Raw genomic sequence first — 19,604 nt, forward strand, 5'->3', positions numbered from 1 at the left:
GTCATGGCATTCGCGCAGGGCTTCACTAGGATGGCGGCCATGAGCATGCCAAGCACCCCGCCGACCGCGGCCGATCCGTTCGGGACCCACCTTCGCCACTGGCGCCAGCATCGGCGCCTGAGCCAGCTCGATCTGGCGCATGAGGCCCAGGTCTCGACCCGCCACCTCAGCTATGTCGAAACCGGCCGCGCCGAGCCCAGCCGGGAGATGGTGCTGCGCCTGGCCGAGCGGCTCGAAGTACCGCTGCGTGAGCGCAACGCGCTGCTCGTCGCGGCCGGCTATGCACCCATGTACCGTCAGCGCTCGCTGGACGATCCCGCGCTGGCGTCGGCGCGGCGGGCCGTCGAGCTCGTGCTCAAGGGGCACGAGCCCTTCCCGGCGCTGGCCGTGGACCGCCACTGGAACCTCGTGGCGCACAACGCGCTGGTGCCCCTTTTGATGGCCGGCGCAACGCCCGAGCTGGTGAAGCCGCCGATCAATGTCCTCCGCCTGAGCTTGCATCCCGATGGCCTTGCGCCGCGGATCGCCAACCTGACGCAATGGCGCGCCCATCTGCTGGAGCGGCTGCAGCAGCAGATTGCCGCCACCGGGGATGCCACGCTGGTCGCCTTGCACGACGAACTGGCTGCATATCCGACGCCCAGCGTCAGTCACGATGCGCCGGCAGCCGGGGGCGAACTTGCCAACGTGGTCGTGCCCTTCCAGCTCGTCACCCCCAGCGGCGTGCTGAGCTTCATCAGCACCACCACCATCTTCGGCACGCCGGTCGATGTCACGTTGCAGGAACTGGCCGTCGAATCGTTCTTTCCGGCCGATGCGCAGACAGCGAAGGCGCTGGCCACGCTGGCTGAACAATCACCCACCTGACGACTTTCGCAGCGTCGGTCCAGGACGACACGCGAAAGCGTCATGCCTGCGCGCGGGCGTCACGGCCATGGCCCTAGGTTGAAGCTTTTCAACCCATCCATCTCCGGAGAACGCGCATGAGCACCACCGACGAACAAGCCAAGCTGTGGGACCTGATCAAGGACACCCGCTACGGGATGCTGACCCATCGCCACGACGACGGGCAATTGCACAGCCACCCGCTGACCACGCAAAACAAGAAGGTCGACGAAGGCGCGAGCCTTTACTTCTTCGTGCCAAAGGATGGCGACATCGCCCGCCATGTCGTGGACGACCCCGTTGTCAACGTGTCCTACGCCAACACCGACGCAGACAGCTATGTCTCGATCTCCGGCCAGGCAACACTGGTCGATGACCAGGCCAAGAAGGAAGAACTGTTCACGACGATGGCCAAGGCATGGTTCCCCAAGGGCGCAGGCGACCCGAACCTGGGCCTGCTGGCCGTCCGCATCGTCGACGCGGAGTATTGGGACGTGGACGACAGCAAGATGGTCCAGCTCTTCAAGATGGCGAAGGCGGCAATCACCGGCAAGCCGCCAACGAATCTTGCCGAGCACAAGAAGCTCGACGTGGCTTGAACCGCGCGTTCCCCAAGAAAAAGCCCCGCCGAAGCGGGGCTTTTTGATTGCAGCATCGGCCCGATCAGGCGGCGACGGTCGCGGCGACGTCCTTGTACTCGTCGATCTTGTCGAAGTTCAGGTATTGGTAGATCTGCTCGCTGGAAGCATCGATCACGCCCACGTTGGTCATGTACTCCTCCCGGGTCGGAATGCGACCGAGGCGCGAGCAGATGGCAGCCAACTCAGCGCTGCCGAGGTACACGTTGGTGTTCTTGCCCAGGCGGTTCGGGAAATTGCGCGTGCTGGTCGACATCACCGTCGCGCCTTCGCGAACCTGTGCCTGGTTGCCCATGCACAGCGAGCAGCCGGGCATCTCGGTGCGCGCGCCGGCATTGCCGAACACGCCGTAGTGGCCTTCTTCGGTAAGCTGCTGCGCATCCATCTTGGTCGGCGGCGCGATCCACAGCTTGACCGGGATGTCGCGCTTGCCTTCGAGCAGCTTCGACGCTGCGCGGAAGTGGCCGATGTTCGTCATGCACGAACCGATGAACACTTCGTCGATCGCGGCGCCGGCCACATCCGACAGCGTCTTCACGTCATCGGGGTCGTTCGGGCAGGCGACGATCGGCTCGTGGATGTCGGCCAGGTCGATCTCGATCACGGCGGCGTAGTCGGCGTCGTCGTCACCCTTGAGCAGCTGCGGGTCCTTCAGCCAGGCTTCCTGCGCGGCAATGCGGCGGGCCAGCGTACGGCCGTCGGCGTAGCCTTCGGCAATCATCCAGCGCATCAGGGTGATGTTGCTGTTGATGTACTCGATGATCGGTTCCTTGTTCAGGTGCACCGTGCAGCCGGCCGCCGAGCGTTCCGCCGAGGCGTCGCTGAGTTCGAAGGCTTGTTCCACCTTCAGGTCCGGCAGGCCTTCGATTTCGAGGATTCGGCCCGAGAAGATGTTCTTCTTGCCCTTCTTCTCGACAGTCAGCAGGCCTTGCTTGATCGCGTACAGCGGAATCGCGTTGACCAGGTCGCGCAGGGTCACGCCGGGCTGCATCTTGCCCTTGAAGCGCACGAGAACCGATTCGGGCATGTCGAGCGGCATCACGCCGGTCGCGGCAGCGAAGGCCACGAGGCCCGAGCCCGCCGGGAAGCTGATGCCGATCGGGAAGCGCGTGTGGCTGTCGCCGCCCGTGCCGACCGTGTCGGGCGTCAGCAGGCGATTGAGCCAGCTGTGGATCACGCCGTCGCCGGGACGCAGCGAGACGCCGCCGCGCGTAGCCATGAAGTCGGGCAGCTCGTGGTGCATCTTCACGTCCACCTTCTTCGGGTACGCCGCGGTGTGGCAGAACGACTGCATCACCAGGTCGGCGCTGAAGCCGAGGCAGGCGAGGTCCTTCAGCTCGTCGCGGGTCATCGGACCGGTGGTGTCCTGGCTGCCGACCGAGGTCATCTTCGGCTCGCAGTAGGTGCCGGGGCGCACGCCCTGGCCTTCCGGCAGGCCGCAGGCGCGGCCGACCATCTTCTGCGCGAGCGAGAAGCCCTTCTTGGTGTCGACCGGGCTGACCGGCAGGCGGAACAGCGTGGAGGGCGCCAGGCCCAGCGCTTCACGCGCCTTGGCCGTAAGGCCGCGGCCGATGATCAGCGGAATGCGGCCGCCAGCGCGCACTTCGTCGAACAACACGTCGCTCTTGACGGAGAACTCGGCGATCACCTTGCCGTCCTTCAGCGCCTTGCCCTCGTAGGGACGCAGTTCGACCACGTCGCCCATGTTCATCTGGCTGACGTCGAGCTCGATCGGCAGCGCGCCGGAGTCTTCCATCGTGTTGTAGAAGATCGGAGCGATCTTGCCGCCGAGGCAGACGCCGCCGAAGCGCTTGTTCGGCACGAAGGGAATGTCCTCGCCGGTGAACCACAGCACCGAGTTGGTCGCGCTCTTGCGCGACGAGCCCGTGCCGACCACGTCGCCGGCGTAGGCCACCAGATGGCCGCGGGCGCGCAGGTCCTCGATGAACTTCACCGGGCCGCGCTTGCCGTCTTCCTCGGGGACGATGCCGGGACGTGCATTCTTGTGCATCGCCAGCGCATGCATCGGGATGTCCGGACGCGTGGTCGCGTCAGGTGCGGGCGACAGGTCGTCGGTGTTGATTTCGCCGGCCACCTTGAAGATGCTGACGGTGATGCTTTGCGGCACTTCGGGACGGCTGGTGAACCATTCCGCGTCGGCCCAGCTTTGCAGGACGGCCTTGGCGTTGGCATTGCCCTTGTCGGCCTTTTCCTTGACGTCGTGGAACTGATCGAACATCAGCAGCGTCTTCTTGAGGCCTTCGGCCGCGACGGCGCCGACTTCGGCATCGTCCAGCAGATCCACCAGAGGTCCGATGTTGTAGCCGCCGAGCATGGTGCCAAGCAACTCGGTCGCGCGGGCACGCGTCAGCAGCAGGCTCTTTTCGGTGCCGTGCGCCACGGCAGCAAGGTAGCTGGCCTTGACCTTGGCCGCGTCGTCCACGCCCGCGGGCACGCGGTGCGTCAGCAGGTTGAGCAGGAACTCGGCGTCGGCAACGGCGGGCGACTTCATGAGCTCGATCAGCTCGGCGGTCTGCTTGGCGGTGAGCGGCAGTGGCGGAATGCCGAGCGCGGCGCGCTCGGCGACATGGTCAACGTAGGCTTGCAACATCTTCTTTTCTCCGGAAACACAAATGGGCGGGCGGCTCCCGCATCAAGCAAGAGCCGCGCCTTGCTTACTCTTTACTGCTTGGTGGGCTGCGCGTCGCCTTCGAACAGGCTCTTGGGCGGGTTCTTCTTCATGTCCTCAGCGAATTCCACCTGCTTGGCGGCCTGGCATTCGTCAGCCAGGCGCAATCCCTGCTTCTGGCTCATCAGCATCGACTTGTTGCCCAGTTGCAGCCACATGGCCTCGCGCACCGGGTCCTCGAGCCGGACCGCGCCGGTGCGGCTGGAGACCGGATGCAGGCGGTACTTGACGCCGGCATGCGTCAGGACGAAGAAGCCGGGCTTCTTGGGATCGGCCTCGATGTTCACGCTGGCGCCGAGTTCGCACTTGATCGTGCCGGTCAGGATGGTTTCAGCGACCTTCAGGTCCTGCTCCGACAGGGTGACGTCGGTTTCTTCGCTGATCGGCTTGGCCTCTTCGACCTTCTTGATGACGCGCTTGGGCACCACCTTCTGCACGATCTTCTTGCCAGTCGTATTGGCGGCCGGCTTCGCTGCGGAACCCGTAGCGTTGTTCTGGGCCATTGCGGCCATCGGCATGACGAAGGCGGCAGCGGCAATCAGCGCAATAGTCTTCATGGATGTAGTTCTTTCGCGGGTTGGATTTCAGGATGATGAGGATGCAAACCACGCCTGCGCCTCGGGGGGCAAGGAGCGGCCTGTGGCGTGCGCCCGTTCGAGTACCTGCCAAAAATGGCGGTAGCTGGCACGGTCATGCAATGTGCCATCGATGCTGACCGGCGCCCACGCGGCGTCGGCTGCAGCAGCAGTGATTTTTGTAGCGATTTGAATCTGCCGGTCGTCGGGCGCGAAGGCCTCGAGGATGGGACGGATCTGGTTCGGGTGGATGCTCCACATGCGCGTGTAGCCGAATTCGCTGGCGGCTTTCTTCGCTGCCGCGCGCATCGCATCGATGTTGTTGAACTCTGTCACGACGCAGTGCGAAGGCACCTTGCCGTACGCGTGCGCGGCGGAGGCGATATCGAGCTTGGCGCGCACCACCAGCGGGTGCGAGAACTGCCCTGCCGCGCCCATGCCTTCGGCCGGAATCGCGCCGCCATGGGAGGACACGAAATCCATGAGCCCGAAGCTCAACGACTGCACGCGCGGGTGCGCGGCGATCTCGAAGGCGCGATGAACGGCGAGTGGGGACTCGATCAGCACATGCAGCGGAAGCGCTTCGGCGCCGGCGGCATCGAGCGCTTCGACCGCATCGCGCACGTCGTCGACGGATTCCACCTTGGGAACCATCAAATGGCTCAGGCGGTGGCCGGCGCGTCCGGCGATCGTGATCACGTCGCCGGCAAAGCTCGGATGGTCGACCGGATGCACCCGTGCACCGACGCGCATGCCGGGCGCAGCGGACAGAGCGAGTTCGGTGACCAGCGCGGCATGCTCGGCCTCGCCGCCCACCGGGGCGCCGTCCTCGCAGTCGAGCGTCACATCGAACACGCAGGCGCCGAATTCCGCGGCCATCTCTGCCTGCAGCGCGAGACTCTTTCGCATGCGGGCTTCGACGCCGCTGTAGTGGTCGCACACTGGAAGCACGACCGCACCGGCCTGCGCGCCGAGGAGAACCTCGCGCGGATGAAGACTGGACGAAGAAGATGCAGAAGATGCGTTCATTCGGGGGGTCATGCCTTTCGCTGCGCCACGATGAACATGCGAGGGAACGCCAGCAGCAGGCGGCCGTCGCTGCGCGGCGGATAGGCTGTCGCGATGCGCCGTTCGTACTCGGCCAGGTAGCTGCCGCGCAATTCAGGCGTCAGACGGTCGACGAAGGGCTTGAGCCCGGTACCGCTCACCCATTCGACGATCGCAGCTGCCGAGGCCATCGGATGCTGGTACGCGGTGCGCCAGACATCGACCTTCGCAGCATCGGCGGCGAGCAGGTCGTAGTAGCCGTCGATCGACAGGAGTTTCGTGCGCAGCTTGTCGGCGTTGCCGATGGCCTGCGCCCAGGGCGCCTCGGCCGCGACCTCGCGCATGATCCGATGCGTGGGTTCCTCGCGGTTGTCGGGCATCTGGATGGCCAGGACGCCGCCCGGCGCCAGCGCAGCAAAGAGCCGTGGAATCAGCGTTTCGTGGTCAGGCACCCACTGGAGGGCTGCATTCGCGTAGATGAGATCGGGTGGCAGCCCGGGCTGCCACGTGGCGATGTCGCCGAATTCGAAGCGGGCTTGCGGCAGGCGTTCCCGCGCGCTCGCCAGCATGGCCTCGGAGTTGTCGATGCCGACAACGGCAGCGCCGGCGAACCGCTGCACGAGAAGCTCGGTGGAATTGCCCGGCCCGCAACCGAGATCGACCACTTGGGCCGCTCCGGTCAGCGGGACGCGCGCCAGCAGTTCCGCTGCCGGGCGCGTGCGCTCGTCTTCGTAGCGACGATAGAGCGCGGGGTTCCAGTCGAGCATTCGGACGTTGCTTCAGAGCAGGTGGGCGACGCCAGCTTGCTCGTCTTGAAGTTCCTTGAGCGTCTTGTTGATGCGCTCCTGGCTGAATTCGTCGATCTCGAGGCCTTCGACCAGCTTGTACTCGCCGTTCTCGGTGGTGACGGGGAAGCCGAAGATCACATCCTTCGGAATGCCGTACTGGCCGTCCGACGGGATGCCCATCGTGACCCACTTGCCGTTGGAGCCCAGGGCCCAGTCGCGCATGTGGTCGATGGCAGCGTTGGCAGCCGAGGCGGCCGACGACAGGCCACGGGCCTCGATGATCGCGGCGCCGCGCTTGCCGACGGTCGGCAGGAACACGTCGGCGTTCCAGACCTGGTCATTGATGAGGTCCTTGACGCCCTTGCCGCCGACGGTGGCAAAGCGGTAGTCGGCGTACATCGTGGGCGAGTGGTTGCCCCAGACGGTGAGCTTCTCGATGTCGCCCACTGCCGTGCCGGTCTTGGCGGCGATCTGGCTGGCAGCGCGGTTGTGGTCCAGGCGCAGCATGGCGGTGAAGTTCTTGCGCGGCAGGCTCGGTGCGCTCTTCATCGCGATGTAAGCATTGGTGTTGGCGGGGTTGCCGACCACCAGCACCTTGACGTTGCGGCTCGCCACCTGGTCGAGGGCCTTGCCTTGCGCCGTGAAGATCTGGGCGTTGGCAGCCAGCAGGTCGGCACGTTCCATGCCGGGGCCGCGTGGACGGGCACCGACCAGCAGCGCGTAGTCGGCGTCCTTGAACGCAACCAGCGGGTCGCCTGTCGGGATCACGCCGGCGAGCAGCGGGAAAGCGCAGTCCTCGAGTTCCATGATCACGCCCTTGAGCGCCTTCTGGGCCTTTTCGTCGGGGATCTCGAGCAGTTGCAGGATGACCGGCTGGTCCTTGCCGAGCATTTCGCCGGAGGCGATGCGGAACAGCAGGGCGTAACCGATTTGGCCAGCGGCACCGGTGACGGCAACGCGAACAGGCTTTTTGCTCATGGGAAAACTCCAGGAAATGATGAAAACGGTGCACGGCCGCGGAGCGCGGCCACGAGGTCGGCCAGGACGATGACGCCCCAGGCTTCAGGCCGTCTTTGATTTTATGCCGATTTGAGCTTTCGATGGCGCGTGTCTTATGTCTTATATAAGATGTGGGCCCTGAAGGCACCTTCGCGGTGCACAGATGGACCCCATGACCACCTCCCCCACCGCCACTGCGGAGCTCTCGACACCGTCGTTCAGTCCGCTCTACCAGCAGATCAAGTCATTGATCCTGCAGAGCCTGCATGCCGGCGAATGGAAGCCGGGAGAACCGATCCCGAGCGAAATCGAGCTCGCCGCGCGCTTCCGCGTGAGCCAGGGCACCGTGCGCAAGGCCATCGACGAACTCGCCGCAGAAAACCTGGTGGTGCGGCGTCAGGGCAAGGGCACTTTCGTTGCGACCCACGCCGAGCAGCACGTGCAGTACCGCTTCCTGAAGCTGGTGCCCGACAGCGGCGACGTCGACACCGAAGGCCCCGCCGAGCGCGAGATCGTCGACTGCCGCCGCCAGCGCGCCGCGGCCGACGTGGCGCGCGCATTGTCGCTGCGCACCGGCGACCCGGTGCTGCAGGTGCGACGCGTGCTGGCCTACCGCGGCACGCCGACCATCCTGGAAGACCTGTGGCTGCCCGGCGCCCCCTTCAAAGGGCTCACCGCCGAGCGCCTGACCGCGTGGCATGGGCCGATGTATTCGCTGTTCGAAACCGAATTCGGCGTGCGCATGGTGCGCGCCGAAGAAAAGATACGCGCGGTGCTGCCGGATGCAGCGCAGGCCGCGCTGCTCGCCGTCACCACCGCGACACCCTTGCTGAGCGTCGAAAGAGTCGCCCACACGTACCACGACACCCCGATGGAACTGCGCCGTGGCCTCTATCGCACGGACACGCACCACTATCGCAATGAGTTGGGATGAGCGCGCAGCATCCGACCGCCCCAGTGCGATGACCGGGCAACTTGAGCAGCGCCATGGTGCGTTGCAATAGAATTTTGAGTTGTTTGCATTTTTGCTACAGATCAAGCCGCCCCTCGAAAAATACCGAAAGCCCCCATGACAGAGCTGGCCACACCTCCCCGACCGCCACGGCGCGAGTTCCGCAACATCAACGCCATCACCGACCTGACCACCTACCGGCTCCCGCCGGCCGGCATCGTGTCGATCCTGCACCGCGTGAGCGGCGCGCTGATGTTCCTGCTGCTGCCGTTCATCATCTGGATGTTCGACACCTCCGTGTCATCCGAGTACTCGTTCGCCCGCTTCAAGGCCGCCTTCAACAGCGGCCTTGGTTTCGTTCCGGGCTGGTTCGTCAAGCTGGTCGCACTGGCGTTGATCTGGGCCTACCTCCATCACATCATCGCCGGCCTGCGCCACTTGTGGATGGATGTGAGCCACGCCGCGGTGAGCAAGGAGTTCGGCCGCAGTTCGGCCCTCGCCACGCTGGCCATCAGCATCGTGCTGACCATTGCCCTCGGCGCCAAGCTGTTCGGCCTGTACTGAGAAGGAGCATCCCATGTCTGTGAATTACGGCTCCAAGCGCACCGTCGTCGGCGCGCACTACGGCTTGCGCGACTGGCTCAGCCAGCGCATTACCGGCGCATTGATGGCGCTTTTTACCGTGATCCTGCTCGCGCAGGTGATCTTCACGCGCGGTCCGGTCGGCTATGACGCATGGGCCGGCATCTTTGCCTCGCAATGGATGAAGGTCCTCACCTTCGTGGTCATCGCCTCGTTGCTGTACCACGTCTGGGTCGGCATGCGCGACATCTGGATGGACTACGTCCAGCCGGTCGGCATCCGCCTCGTGTGCCAAGTTTTCACGATCGTCTGGCTTGTAGCGTGCGCGGGTTGGGCCATTCAAGTGCTCTGGAGAATCTGACCCCATGACCTACACCAAAGAACAAATCACCAAGCGAAAGTTCGACGTCGTCATCGTCGGCGCTGGCGGCTCCGGCATGCGTGCCTCGCTGCAACTCGCACGCGCGGGACTGAACGTGGCCGTGCTGTCCAAAGTGTTCCCGACGCGTTCGCACACGGTCGCTGCCCAGGGCGGCGTCGGCGCATCGCTCGGCAACATGAGCGAGGACAACTGGCACTACCACTTCTACGACACGATCAAGGGCTCCGACTGGCTCGGCGACCAGGACGCGATCGAGTTCATGTGCCGGGAAGCACCGAAGGTCGTGTACGAGCTCGAACACTTCGGCATGCCCTTTGACCGCAATCCGGACGGCACCATCTACCAGCGGCCCTTCGGCGGCCACACGGCCAACTACGGTGAAAAGCCCGTCCAGCGCGCCTGCGCGGCGGCCGACCGCACCGGCCACGCGATGCTGCACACGCTCTATCAGAAGAACGTCGAAGCCCGCACGCAGTTCTTCGTCGAATGGATGGCCCTGGACCTGATCCGCGACGCCGAAGGCGACGTGGTCGGCGTGACCGCGCTCGAAATGGAAACCGGCGACCTGCACATCCTGCAGGCCAAGACCGTGCTGCTGGCCACCGGCGGCGCAGGCCGCATCTTCGCTGCGTCGACCAACGCCTTCATCAACACCGGCGACGGCCTCGGCATGGCCGCACGCTCAGGCATTCCGCTGCAGGACATGGAGTTCTGGCAATTCCACCCGACCGGCGTGGCCGGCGCCGGCGTGCTGCTGACCGAAGGCTGCCGTGGCGAAGGTGCGATCCTGCTGAACAGCAACGGCGAGCGCTTCATGGAACGCTACGCGCCCACGCTGAAGGACCTCGCACCGCGCGACTTCGTCTCGCGGTCGATGGACCAGGAAATCAAAGAGGGCCGCGGTTGCGGTCCGAACAAGGACTACGTGCTGCTCAAGCTGGACCATCTCGGTGCCGAGACGATCCACAAGCGCCTGCCTTCGGTGTACGAGATCGGCGTCAACTTCGCCAACGTCGACATCACGAAGGAACCGATCCCGGTCGTGCCCACCATCCACTACCAGATGGGCGGCATCCCCACCAACATCAACGGCCAGGTCGTGATCCAGAAGGGCGAGGACAACAGCGCCGTCGTCAATGGCCTCTACGCCGTCGGCGAATGCTCCTGCGTGAGCGTGCACGGCGCCAACCGCCTGGGCACGAACTCGCTACTCGACCTGCTGGTATTCGGCCGCGCGGCCGGCAACCACATCGTCGAGTTCAACGACAAGCTCAAGGAACACAAGGATCTGCCGGCCGATGCGGCCGACCGCACGCTGGAGCGCCTCAACCAGCTCGAACGCTCCACCAGCGGCGAATACGCGCAGGACGTGGCCAACGAGATCCGCGCGGTCATGCAGCAGCACGCCGCCGTGTTCCGCAAGCAGGCATCGATGGACGAAGGCGTGCAGAAGATTGCCGCGGTGCGCGAGCGCGTTGCAGCCGTCACGCTCAAGGACAAGTCGCGCGTGTTCAACACCGCTCGGATCGAAGCGCTGGAAGTCGACAACCTGATCGAAGTGGCGCAAGCCACCATGGTCTCGGCCGCCGCACGCAAGGAATGCCGCGGCGCCCACACGGTGGAAGACTACGAGCGCCCGGCCGACGACCCGGTCGCACCGCTGGGCCGCGACGACGCCAACTGGATGAAGCACACGCTCTGGTACAGCCAGGACAACCGCCTCTCGTACAAGCCCGTCAAGCTGCAGCCGCTGACCGTCGAGTCCGTGCCGCCCAAGGTCCGCACGTTCTAAGCCCACGAGAAAGCATCACAAGGTCATCACGATGAAGCGCACATTTCAAATCTACCGCTACGACCCGGACAAGGACGCCAAGCCCTACATGCAGACGGTCGAGATCGAACTCGACGGTCACGAGCGCATGCTGCTCGACGCCCTCATGAAGCTCAAGGCGCAGGACCCGACGCTGTCCTTCCGCCGCTCGTGCCGCGAAGGCGTCTGCGGCTCGGACGCCATGAACATCAACGGCAAGAACGGTCTGGCCTGCCTGACCAACATGCTGACGCTCAAGGGCACGATCGTGCTGAAGCCCCTGCCCGGCCTGCCGGTGATCCGCGACCTGATCGTGGACATGACGCAGTTCTTCAAGCAGTACAACTCGATCAAGCCCTACCTGCAGAACGACACGGTGCCGCCCGAGAAGGAGCGCCTGCAGTCGCCTGAGGAGCGCGACGAGCTCAACGGCCTCTACGAATGCATCCTGTGCGCGAGCTGCTCGACGAGCTGCCCGAGCTTCTGGTGGAACCCCGACAAGTTCGTCGGCCCGGCTGGCTTGCTGCAAGCCTACCGCTTCATCGCCGACAGCCGCGACGAAGCGACCGGCGAGCGCCTGGACAACCTTGAAGACCCCTATCGCCTGTTCCGTTGCCACACGATCATGAATTGCGTGGACGTGTGCCCCAAGGGCCTGAACCCGACCAAGGCAATCGGCAAGATCAAGGAACTCATGGTGCGCCGCGCCATCTAGTGAGTTGAATCCCATGCAAGCCACCGACGACTTCGACCAGCCGATCAGCGAACGCGCGCTGAGCAAGCTGAAATGGCGTTGCCGGCGCGGCCTGCTCGAAAACGACCTGTTCATTGCGCGCTTCTTCGAACGGCATGAGGCAAACCTGACCCGCGGGCAGGCGCAGGCACTGGAGACATTGATGGACCTGTCGGACAACGATCTGCTCGACCTTCTGCTTCGGCGAAAGGAGCCTGAGCCCGCATGGGCCGGGGCCGGGGTGGTCGAACTGTTGCAGCTGATGCGCACCGACGGCGCGCAATCCTTATCTTCCTGAACAATCCCTTTGAAAGACACTCGAAATGAAAGCATCCGAGACCAAGGCCACTCTGTCGTTCAGTAACGGCGGACAGAACGTCGAGCTACCGATCTACAAGGGCACGATGGGCCCTGACGTGATCGACATTCGCAAGCTCTACGCCCAGACGGGCATGTTCACCTACGACCCGGGCTTCATGTCGACGGCCTCTTGCGAATCGGCGATCACCTACATCGACGGCGACAAGGGCGAACTGCTGTACCGCGGCTACCCCATCGAGCAGCTTGCGACCAACTGCGACTTCCTCGAAACCTGCCACCTGCTGTTGTACGGCGAACTGCCGAACGCAGACCAGAAGGTCGGCTTCACCAAGCTCGTGACCAACCACACGATGGTCAACGAGCAGATGCAGTTCTTCCTGCGCGGCTTCCGCCGGGATGCCCATCCGATGGCCATCATGACCGGCCTGGTCGGGGCGCTCTCGGCCTTCTATCACGACAGCACGGACATCAACAATCCGAAGCACCGCGAGATCGCCGCGATCCGCCTGATCGCGAAGATGCCGACGCTGGTCGCCATGGCCTACAAGTACACCGTGGGCCAGCCCTACATGTACCCGAAGAACGAGCTCAGCTATGCAGGCAACTTCCTGCACATGATGTTCGCCACGCCGTGCGAGGAGTACAAGGTGAGCCCCGTGCTCGAGCGCGCGCTCGACCGCATCTTCATCCTGCACGCCGACCACGAGCAGAACGCATCGACCTCCACCGTGCGCCTGTGCGGATCGTCGGGCACGAACCCCTTCGCCGCAATCGCAGCCGGCGTGGCCTGCCTCTGGGGCCCGGCCCACGGCGGTGCCAATGAAGCGGCGCTCAACATGCTCTACGACATCCAGAAGGCCGGCGGCGTCGAGAAGATCGGCGAGTTCATCAAGCAGGTCAAGGACAAGAGCTCGAATGTCAAGCTGATGGGCTTCGGGCATCGCGTCTACAAGAACTACGACCCGCGCGCCAAGCTCATGCAGGAGACCTGCAAGGAAGTGCTCGGCGAACTGGGCCTGGAAAACGACCCGTTGTTCAAGCTGGCCATGGCGCTCGAGAAGATCGCCCTCGAAGACGAGTACTTCGTGTCGCGCAAGCTCTACCCGAACGTCGACTTCTACTCCGGCATCGTGCAGCGCGCGATCGGCATTCCGGTGCCGCTGTTCACCGCCATCTTCGCGCTGGCACGCACCGTCGGCTGGATTGCCCAGCTCAACGAAATGATCGGCGACCCCGAGTACAAGATCGGCCGCCCGCGCCAGCTCTTCGAGGGCTCGGCGAAGCGCGACGTGCAACCCATCGCTCAACGCTGAACCTCCGTTCGGCGCTCAACCAGGAAAGCTGCCTTCGGGCAGCTTTTTTGCGTTTTGGCTGACAAAGGCAGTCAGGTCGGCGCGATAAGTTTCATCGGGGGGAATGAATCCATTCGCCTTTTCGCCAATTTGAACGAAGGAGTTCCATCATGAAGAAGCTTGCAGCGTTGATCACTGTCGCCTTTGCTTTCGCCGTTCCGCTGGCTGGTTGCAACACCGTCAAGGGTGCCGGCCAGGACATCCAGAAGGGCGGCGAAAAGATGGAGGATGCGGCGAAGAAGAAGCAATAACGTCCCTGGGGCGCTCATCGCCCCACGGCAATGAAGTCATCGCGCATCGCGATGACTCTCGCCTCAAAACGGAGAGAAAATACGGGCCTCCATCTCAGAACGAGATGCCAAAGCCCGTATGACCTCCTCCGAACGCAGCTTCGCCCGACGCATCGACCTGACGTCCTTGCAACTGTTCGTGGCTGTCTGCGAACTGGGCAGCATCGGCCGCGCAGCAGAACGTGAGTTCATCGCGGCCTCGGCCATCAGCAAGCGCTTGTCGGACCTCGAAGCGACGCTCGGTACCCCTCTTCTCTATCGCCATGCACGCGGCGTCGATCTCACGCCCGCAGGCGAAAGCCTGCTTCACCATGCCCGGTCCGTGCTCTACAGCCTCGAGAAGATGCAGGGCGAACTCAGCGAATACGCCGACGGCGTGCGGGGCCATGTGCGAGTGCACGCCAACATCTCGGCGATCGTGCAGTTCCTGCCCGAAGACCTCGGCGCCTTCACGCGCGAGCATGACGCGATCAAGATCGACCTCGAGGAACACCTCAGCAGTGAAGTCGTGCGCGCTGTGCACGAGGGAGCGGCCGATCTCGGCATCTGCCATCTGCCCGAAGGCGCGAGCGAACTGCAAAGCCTGCCCTACCGCGAAGATGCATTGGTGCTGATCGTCCCGACGGGCCATCCGCTGGCAGGACACCGGGCGATCGATTTCGCGGACTCGCTCGACTTCGACCACGTCGGCTTGCACACCAACAGCTCGATCTATGTCGCCATGCACCAGGCTGCGCTGGCGGCGAATCGCACGATCCGGCTGCGGATTCACGTCACCGGCCTCGACGCCATGTGCCGCATGATCGAAAACGGCCTCGGCGTGGGCGTGATGCCGCGACGGGCCTTCGAACTGATGCGCGGCGGCATTGGGCGCAGCCTCCAGAGCGTGGCGCTGAACGATCCCTGGGCGGCGCGCGAGATCCGGCTGATCGCGCGGGACTTCTCGACGCTCCCGGTCGCGGCGCGCATGCTCGTCAAGCACCTGCACACGCCGGCCGGGGCGCCCGCCCAACTCGCCGCATAAGACAAGATTTCCCCCCACGAAAGAGACCACCATGGCACGCACCCTCTACGACAAACTCTGGGACGAACACGTCGTCCACACCGAGGAAGACGGCACCGCGATCCTCTACATCGACCGTCACCTGGTCCATGAAGTGACCAGCCCGCAGGCCTTCGAGGGGCTGCGCGAAGCCGGCCGCAAGCTGTGGCGCATCAGCTCGGTCGTGGCCACGGCCGACCACAACACGCCGACCACCCATTGGGAGCGAGGCTACGACGGCATCGCCGACCCGATCAGCAAGGAACAAATCACCACGCTCGACAGCAACATCAAGGAATTCGGCGCCGCCGCGTTCTTTCCGTTCCTGAGCAAGCGCCAGGGCATCGTGCACGTGATCGGGCCTGAATCGGGCGCCACGCTGCCGGGCATGACCGTGGTGTGCGGGGACTCGCACACATCCACCCACGGCGCCTTCGGTGCGCTCGCGCACGGCATCGGCACCAGCGAAGTCGAACACGTCATGGCAACGCAGACCTTGCTTGCCAAGAAGGCCAGGAACCTGCTCGTGAAAGTCGACGGCAAGCTGCCGCTGGGGTGCACGGCCAAGGACATCGTGCTCGCCGTCATCGGCAAGATCGGCACCGCCGGGGGCACGGGCTACACGATCGAGTTCGCCGGCTCTGCGATCCGCGACCTCACGATGGAAGGCCGCATGACCGTGTGCAACATGGCGATCGAAGCCGGTGCACGGGCGGGCCTCGTCGCCGTCGACGAAAAGACGATCTCCTACGTCAAGGGCCGCCCGCTCTCGCCCACCGGCGTCGAGTGGGACCAGGCTGTCGAATACTGGAAGACGCTCCATTCGGACCCGGGCGCGCACTTCGACACCGTGGTCGAGCTCGACGCGGCCCAGATCAAGCCGCAAGTGACCTGGGGCACCTCGCCCGAAATGGTCGTGCCGGTGGATGGACGCGTGCCCGACCCGGACAAGGAAAAGGACGCCAACAAGCGCGGCGCCATCGAGCGCGCCCTGACATACATGGGCCTGGAACCGAACAAGCCGATGAACGACATCCTCATCGACAAGGTGTTCATCGGCTCTTGCACCAACAGCCGGATCGAGGACATGCGCGAAGCCGCCGCCATGGTGAAGAAGCTGGGCCAGAAGGTCGCCAAGAACGTCAAGCTGGCGATGGTCGTGCCCGGCTCGGGGCTCGTGAAGGAACAGGCCGAGCGCGAAGGCCTGGACCAGATCTTCAAGGCGGCAGGCTTCGAATGGCGTGAACCCGGCTGCTCGATGTGCCTCGCGATGAACGCCGACCGCCTCGAACCCGGCGAGCGCTGCGCGTCGACCAGCAACCGCAACTTCGAAGGACGCCAGGGCGCAGGTGGCCGGACCCACCTGGTCAGCCCGGCCATGGCCGCAGCCGCTGCGGTCCACGGCCATTTCGTCGACGTCCGCCAATTCGCCTGAACCAGGAGCCAGACACCATGCAGAAATTCACCGTGCACAAGGGCCTCGTGGCGCCGATGGACCGCGAGAACGTCGACACCGACGCGATCATCCCGAAGCAGTTCCTGAAGTCGATCCGCAAGACGGGCTTCGGTCCGAACCTGTTCGACGCCTGGCGCTATCTGGATCCGGGTGAGCCGGGGCAAGACCCGAAGACGCGCAAACCCAACCCGGACTTCGTGCTGAACCAGCCTCGTTACGCGGGCGCCTCGGTGCTGCTTGCGCGCAAGAACTTCGGCTGCGGCTCGTCGCGCGAGCACGCGCCCTGGGCGCTCGACCAGTACGGTTTCCGCGCCATCATCGCGCCAAGCTACGCGGACATCTTCTTCAACAACAGCTTCAAGAATGGGCTGCTGCCTATCGTGCTGAGCGAATCGCAAGTCTCGCAACTCTTCGACGAAGCCTTGGCCTTCCCTGGCTACAGCTTGACAATCGACCTCGAGCGCCAGGTCGTGATCAAGCCGGACGGCGTCGAGCTCCCGTTTGAAGTGCAGGCTTTCCGCAAGTTCTGCCTGATCAACGGGCTGGACGACATCGGCCTGACGCTGCGCCACAAGGACAAGATCAAGGCCTTCGAGGCCGAGCGCCTCGCCCAGAAGCCGTGGCTGACGCACCAATTGATCGCCTGACCCCATTCCATCTTCAGAACAGACTCCCATGAAAATCGCAGTTCTCCCCGGTGACGGCATCGGCACTGAAATCGTCGCCGAGGCGCTTCGCGTTCTCGAAGTGCTTGACCTCTCGTTCGAGACCGAATCGGCGCTGGTTGGCGGCGCAGCCTACGAGGCCCACGGCCACCCGCTGCCCGAATCCACGCTCAAGCTCGCCAAGGAAGCCGACGCCGTGCTGTTCGGCGCGGTCGGCGACTGGAAGTACGACAAGCTGGAGCGCTCGCTGCGGCCCGAGCAGGCCATCCTGGGCTTGCGCAAGAACCTGGGCCTGTTCGCCAACTTCCGTCCGGCCATCTGCTACGAGCAACTCGTCGATGCGTCGAGCCTCAAGCCCGAGCTGATCGCGGGCCTGGACATCCTCATCATTCGCGAGCTGACGGGCGACATCTACTTCGGCCAGCCGCGCGGCCGCCGTACCGCGGTCGACGGCCACTTTCCGGGTGCCGAAGAAGCCTTCGACACGATGCGCTACTCGCGTCCCGAAGTCGAGCGCATCGCCCACGTCGCGTTCCAGGCGGCACGCAAGCGCAGCAAGCGCGTCACGAGCGTGGACAAGGCCAACGTGCTGGAGACCTTCCAGTTCTGGAAGGACATCGTGACCGAGGTCGGCAAGGAATACCCGGACGTCGAACTCGACCACATGTACGTCGACAACGCTGCGATGCAACTGGTCAAGGCGCCGAAGAAATTCGACGTGGTGGTCACCGGCAACATGTTCGGCGACATCCTCTCCGACGAAGCTGCGATGCTCACCGGCTCGATCGGGATGCTGCCCTCCGCATCGCTCAATTCGAGCAACCAGGGTCTCTACGAGCCCAGCCACGGCAGTGCGCCAGACATCGCCGGCAAAGGGGTTGCCAACCCATTGGCTACAATCCTGTCCGCTGCCATGATGCTCCGCTTCTCCCTGAACCAGCCCGAGGCTGCCGACCGAATCGAGTCGGCGGTCAAGCACGTGCTGGCCCAGGGTTTGCGCACGGCAGACATCTGGTCCGCAGGGACCACCAAGGTAGGCACCCGCGAAATGGGCGATGCTGTGGTGGCTGCCATCACCAAAAAGACGATTACCGGCTAACCGCAGCCCGATTCGTCACGCCCTCCCCCGGCTCTGACGAGCCGGGCGCAAAGAGAAGACAACTTTCTTTTTTACAAGGGCAAACTGAAATGGCGAATGCAAATCAACCTCTGGTCGGCCTGGTGGGCTGGCGCGGCATGGTCGGCTCGGTCCTCATGGACCGCATGCAGGCCGAAGGCGACTTCGGACTGATCGAGCCGGTCTTCTTCTCGACTTCCAACGCCGGTGGCAAGGCCCCGGCGATGGCCAAGAACGAGGCCACGCTCAAGGACGCTCACGACATCGACGCACTGAAGAAGTGCGACATCATCGTCACCGCCCAGGGCGGCGACTACACGACCGAGGTGTTCCCCAAGCTGCGCGCCGCCGGCTGGAAGGGCCACTGGATCGACGCAGCCTCCACCCTGCGCATGAACGAGGACGCGATCATCGTGCTCGATCCGGTCAACCTCCCGGTCATCCAGAACGCGCTGGCGAAGGGGGGCAAGAACTGGATCGGCGGCAACTGCACCGTCAGTTGCATGCTGATGGGCGTCGGCGCCCTCTACAAGGCCGGCCTCGTCGAGTGGATGACCAGCATGACCTACCAGGCGGCTTCCGGCGGCGGCGCCCAGCACATGCGCGAACTGCTGACCCAGTTCGGCACCATCAACGCCGAAGTGCGCGCCCTCCTGGACGATCCGAAGTCGGCCATCCTCGAAATCGACCGCAAGGTGCTCGCCAAGCAGCAGTCGCTGACCGCCGCTGAGACGGCCAACTTCGGCGCGCCGCTCGGCGGCAGCCTGATCCCGTGGATCGACAAGGATCTCGGCGACGGCATGAGCAAGGAAGAGTGGAAGGGCGGGGCCGAAACGAACAAGATCCTTGGCCAGGGTGCCGGTTTCGGAACGGCCGCGACGCCGGTCGACGGCTTCTGCGTCCGCATCGGCGCCATGCGCTGCCACAGCCAGGCGCTGACCTTCAAGCTGAAGAAGGACGTGCCGGTGGCCGACATCGAAGCGCTCATCGCCGCCGACAACGAATGGGTCAAGGTCGTGCCGAACACCCGCGAGGCAACGGTCAAGGACCTGACCCCCGTCGCCGTCACCGGAACGATGACGATCCCGGTCGGCCGCGTGCGCAAGCTTGCGATGGGCCCCGAGTACGTCGGCGCCTTCACCATCGGCGACCAGCTGCTGTGGGGCGCGGCAGAACCGCTGCGTCGCATGCTGCGCATCCTGCTCGAAGCCTGAAAACCCGCCGGCGCACCTCGCATTGCGCCGGCCCGTTGCACTTCCGCAACGGCGAATGCATGACGAA

General features: G+C 64.4%; 20 protein-coding genes. 15 read left to right on the plus strand and 5 right to left on the minus strand.

The features are described 5' to 3' along the window. Positions 1–45 precede the first annotated feature (45 nt). Both QTH97_RS07240 and QTH97_RS07245 read left to right on the plus strand, forming a co-directional pair. The gene (locus QTH97_RS07240; RefSeq protein WP_444813402.1) at positions 46–867 is read left to right on the plus strand and encodes a helix-turn-helix domain-containing protein; all 822 of its coding nucleotides are present in this window, start codon (positions 46–48) and stop codon (positions 865–867) included. A 116-nt stretch (positions 868–983) separates the two neighbouring features. Beyond that, positions 984–1,484 carry a pyridoxamine 5'-phosphate oxidase family protein gene (locus QTH97_RS07245; protein ID WP_286567413.1) on the plus strand — a complete coding sequence of 167 codons (501 nt, stop codon included), beginning with the start codon at positions 984–986 and terminating at the stop codon, positions 1,482–1,484. Positions 1,485–1,548: 64 nt separating this feature from the next. On the opposite strand, the gene QTH97_RS07250 is transcribed toward QTH97_RS07245, so the two are convergent. The 5 genes from QTH97_RS07250 to QTH97_RS07270 all read right to left on the minus strand — a co-directional run bounded on the left by QTH97_RS07250 (position 1,549) and on the right by QTH97_RS07270 (position 7,600). Further along, positions 1,549–4,134: a bifunctional aconitate hydratase 2/2-methylisocitrate dehydratase gene (locus tag QTH97_RS07250; protein ID WP_286567414.1), complete on the minus strand. Its 2,586-nt coding sequence runs from the start codon at positions 4,132–4,134 to the stop codon at positions 1,549–1,551. A gap of 71 nt (positions 4,135–4,205) precedes the next feature. Then, entirely contained in the window at positions 4,206–4,769 is a 564-nt protein-coding gene (locus tag QTH97_RS07255; RefSeq protein WP_286567415.1) for a hypothetical protein, read from the minus strand. 27 nt (positions 4,770–4,796) lie between these two features. Continuing rightward, positions 4,797–5,816, minus strand: a complete 1,020-nt coding sequence (locus QTH97_RS07260) for an HpcH/HpaI aldolase/citrate lyase family protein (RefSeq protein ID WP_286567416.1) — start codon at positions 5,814–5,816, stop codon at positions 4,797–4,799. Positions 5,817–5,824: 8 nt separating this feature from the next. Next, on the minus strand, positions 5,825–6,601 hold the full coding sequence (gene tam, locus QTH97_RS07265) for a trans-aconitate 2-methyltransferase (RefSeq protein ID WP_286567417.1): 777 nt from the start codon (positions 6,599–6,601) through the stop codon (positions 5,825–5,827). A 12-nt stretch (positions 6,602–6,613) separates the two neighbouring features. After that, positions 6,614–7,600, minus strand: a complete 987-nt coding sequence (locus QTH97_RS07270) for a malate dehydrogenase (RefSeq protein WP_286567418.1) — start codon at positions 7,598–7,600, stop codon at positions 6,614–6,616. Positions 7,601–7,784: 184 nt separating this feature from the next. Between QTH97_RS07270 and QTH97_RS07275 the strand changes: the two genes are divergently transcribed. From QTH97_RS07275 to asd, 13 genes are all read left to right on the plus strand, one after another. Continuing rightward, the gene (locus QTH97_RS07275; protein WP_444813392.1) at positions 7,785–8,555 is read left to right on the plus strand and encodes a GntR family transcriptional regulator; all 771 of its coding nucleotides are present in this window, start codon (positions 7,785–7,787) and stop codon (positions 8,553–8,555) included. A 135-nt stretch (positions 8,556–8,690) separates the two neighbouring features. After that, positions 8,691–9,137 carry a succinate dehydrogenase, cytochrome b556 subunit gene (gene sdhC / locus QTH97_RS07280; RefSeq protein WP_286567420.1) on the plus strand — a complete coding sequence of 149 codons (447 nt, stop codon included), beginning with the start codon at positions 8,691–8,693 and terminating at the stop codon, positions 9,135–9,137. Between the two features lie 13 nt (positions 9,138–9,150). After that, entirely contained in the window at positions 9,151–9,516 is a 366-nt protein-coding gene (gene sdhD, locus QTH97_RS07285) for a succinate dehydrogenase, hydrophobic membrane anchor protein (protein WP_286567421.1), read from the plus strand. A 4-nt stretch (positions 9,517–9,520) separates the two neighbouring features. Then, positions 9,521–11,329: a succinate dehydrogenase flavoprotein subunit gene (sdhA, locus tag QTH97_RS07290; RefSeq protein WP_286567422.1), complete on the plus strand. Its 1,809-nt coding sequence runs from the start codon at positions 9,521–9,523 to the stop codon at positions 11,327–11,329. A gap of 31 nt (positions 11,330–11,360) precedes the next feature. Further along, a complete protein-coding gene (locus QTH97_RS07295; RefSeq protein WP_286567423.1) occupies positions 11,361–12,062 on the plus strand; it encodes a succinate dehydrogenase iron-sulfur subunit in 702 nt (233 codons plus the stop codon). A gap of 13 nt (positions 12,063–12,075) precedes the next feature. Then, positions 12,076–12,378 carry an FAD assembly factor SdhE gene (locus QTH97_RS07300; RefSeq protein WP_286567424.1) on the plus strand — a complete coding sequence of 101 codons (303 nt, stop codon included), beginning with the start codon at positions 12,076–12,078 and terminating at the stop codon, positions 12,376–12,378. 25 nt (positions 12,379–12,403) lie between these two features. Next, a complete protein-coding gene (gene gltA, locus QTH97_RS07305; protein ID WP_286567425.1) occupies positions 12,404–13,714 on the plus strand; it encodes a citrate synthase in 1,311 nt (436 codons plus the stop codon). Positions 13,715–13,863: 149 nt separating this feature from the next. Then, a complete protein-coding gene (locus QTH97_RS07310; RefSeq protein ID WP_286567426.1) occupies positions 13,864–14,004 on the plus strand; it encodes an entericidin A/B family lipoprotein in 141 nt (46 codons plus the stop codon). A 118-nt stretch (positions 14,005–14,122) separates the two neighbouring features. Continuing rightward, positions 14,123–15,067 (plus strand): LysR family transcriptional regulator, encoded by a 945-nt coding sequence (locus QTH97_RS07315; protein ID WP_286567427.1) that lies wholly within the window; start codon positions 14,123–14,125, stop codon positions 15,065–15,067. A gap of 31 nt (positions 15,068–15,098) precedes the next feature. Beyond that, the gene (leuC, locus tag QTH97_RS07320) at positions 15,099–16,520 is read left to right on the plus strand and encodes a 3-isopropylmalate dehydratase large subunit (RefSeq protein WP_286567428.1); all 1,422 of its coding nucleotides are present in this window, start codon (positions 15,099–15,101) and stop codon (positions 16,518–16,520) included. Between the two features lie 17 nt (positions 16,521–16,537). Further along, positions 16,538–17,188: a 3-isopropylmalate dehydratase small subunit gene (leuD, locus tag QTH97_RS07325; RefSeq protein WP_286567429.1), complete on the plus strand. Its 651-nt coding sequence runs from the start codon at positions 16,538–16,540 to the stop codon at positions 17,186–17,188. Between the two features lie 28 nt (positions 17,189–17,216). Continuing rightward, positions 17,217–18,305 (plus strand): 3-isopropylmalate dehydrogenase, encoded by a 1,089-nt coding sequence (gene leuB, locus QTH97_RS07330; protein WP_286567430.1) that lies wholly within the window; start codon positions 17,217–17,219, stop codon positions 18,303–18,305. An 89-nt stretch (positions 18,306–18,394) separates the two neighbouring features. After that, positions 18,395–19,537 (plus strand): aspartate-semialdehyde dehydrogenase, encoded by a 1,143-nt coding sequence (gene asd / locus QTH97_RS07335; protein ID WP_286567431.1) that lies wholly within the window; start codon positions 18,395–18,397, stop codon positions 19,535–19,537. The last annotated feature ends 67 nt before the right edge of the window (positions 19,538–19,604 follow it).

Source organism: Variovorax gracilis, from assembly GCF_030317115.1.
In the GTDB taxonomy this organism is placed as follows: domain Bacteria; phylum Pseudomonadota; class Gammaproteobacteria; order Burkholderiales; family Burkholderiaceae_C; genus Variovorax; species Variovorax gracilis.